The organism is Pseudomonas sp. Sample_24, assembly GCF_004307605.1.
In the GTDB taxonomy this organism is placed as follows: Bacteria; Pseudomonadota; Gammaproteobacteria; order Pseudomonadales; family Pseudomonadaceae; genus Aquipseudomonas.
On sequence record NZ_RCNW01000326.1, the window covers coordinates 1 to 1,873 of the forward strand.

Below are 1,873 nucleotides of genomic sequence, written 5' to 3' on the forward strand. Positions count from 1 at the left end.
TGACTTCTTTATAGGGGACTTCGATGTCCGTACGACGCACACGCAAAGACGATGGCAGCCAATGGACAGTTGCGGACAGCCGCAGTGTTTACGGGATTCGCCATTGGGGGGCCGGGTATTTCGCGATCAATGACGCCGGTCGCGTCGAAGTTCGTCCGAACGGTCCGAGCAGCTCGCCCATCGACCTGTTCGAGCAAGTCGACCAACTGCGCAAGAGCGGCTTGTCGCTGCCGTTGCTGGTGCGCTTCCCCGATATCCTGCAAGACCGCGTGCGTCAGCTGACCGGCGCGTTCGACGCCAACATCGAGCGCCTGGAATACCAGAGCAAATACACGGCGCTGTACCCGATCAAGGTCAACCAGCAGGAAGCGGTGATCGAGAACATAATCGCCACCCAGAACGTTTCCATCGGCCTGGAAGCCGGTTCCAAGCCTGAGCTGCTGGCGGTGCTGGCGCTGGCGCCGAAGGGCGGCACCATCGTCTGCAACGGCTACAAGGACCGCGAGTTCATTCGCCTGGCGTTGATGGGCCAGAAGCTCGGCCACAACGTCTTCATCGTGATCGAGAAAGAATCCGAAGTCGGTCTGGTGATCGAAGAAGCCAACTCGCTCAAGGTCAAGCCTCAGGTCGGTCTGCGTGTGCGCCTGTCGTCCCTGGCGTCGAGCAAATGGGCCGACACCGGTGGCGAGAAGTCCAAGTTCGGTCTGTCGGCGGCCCAGCTGCTGTCGGTGGTCGAGCGCTTCCGCGCGGCTGGCCTGGACCAGGGCATTCGCCTGCTGCACTTCCACATGGGTTCGCAAATCGCCAACCTGGCGGACTACCAGCACGGTTTCAAGGAAGCAATCCGCTACTACGGCGAACTGCGCAACCTTGGTCTGCCGGTCGATCACATCGACGTCGGCGGTGGCCTGGGCGTGGACTACGACGGTACGCACTCGCGTAACGCCAGTTCGATCAACTACGACATGGACGATTACGCCGGTGTCGTGGTCGGGATGCTCAAGGAGTTCTGCGACGCGCAAAACCTGCCGCACCCGAACATCTTCTCCGAGAGCGGCCGTTCCCTGACCGCGCACCACGCCATGCTGGTGATCCAGGTGACCGACGTCGAGAAACACAACGACGACGTGCCGCAGATCGAGAACAAGGAAGCGCTGCCGGAAACCGTGCAGTGGCTGGTGGACTTGCTGGGGCCGACCGATATCGAGATGGTCACCGAAACCTACTGGCGCGCCACACACTACATGAGCGATGTCGCTGCGCAGTACGCCGATGGCAAGTTGACCCTGGCGGAAAAAGCCCTGGCCGAGCAATGCTACTTTGCCGTTTGCCGTCGCCTGCACAACTCGTTGAAGGCGCGTCAGCGTTCCCACCGTCAGGTGCTCGATGAGCTCAACGACAAGCTGGCCGACAAGTACATCTGCAACTTCTCGGTGTTCCAGAGCCTGCCGGACACCTGGGCCATCGACCAGGTCCTGCCGATCATTCCGCTGCATCGCCTCGACGAAGAGCCGCTGCGTCGCGCAGTGTTGCAGGACCTGACCTGCGACTCGGACGGCAAGATCAACCAGTACGTCGACGAGCAGAGCATCGAAACCAGTCTGCCGGTGCACTCCCTGAACGAAGGCGAGGACTACCTGCTGGGTGTGTTCCTGGTCGGCGCCTATCAGGAAATTCTCGGCGACATGCACAACCTGTTCGGTGACACCGATTCGGTGAACATCTACCAGAACGCCGATGGCAGCGTGTACCACGCCGGTATCGAAACCCACGACACCATCGAAGACATGCTGCGTTACGTGCACTTGTCGCCGGAAGAACTGATGACTCACTACCGCGACAAGTGCGCCAGTGCCCGCATCAGTGCCAGCGA

The 1,873-nt window shown here is 60.8% G+C and carries 1 protein-coding gene; it reads left to right on the top strand.

Annotated elements, in window-relative coordinates; all coding sequences use genetic code 11:
* Positions 1 to 23: 23 nt before the first annotated feature.
* Positions 24 to 1,873: arginine decarboxylase (gene speA, locus D8V06_RS17660; protein WP_130931425.1), on the top strand; the 1,850-nt coding region annotated here is incomplete at its 3' end.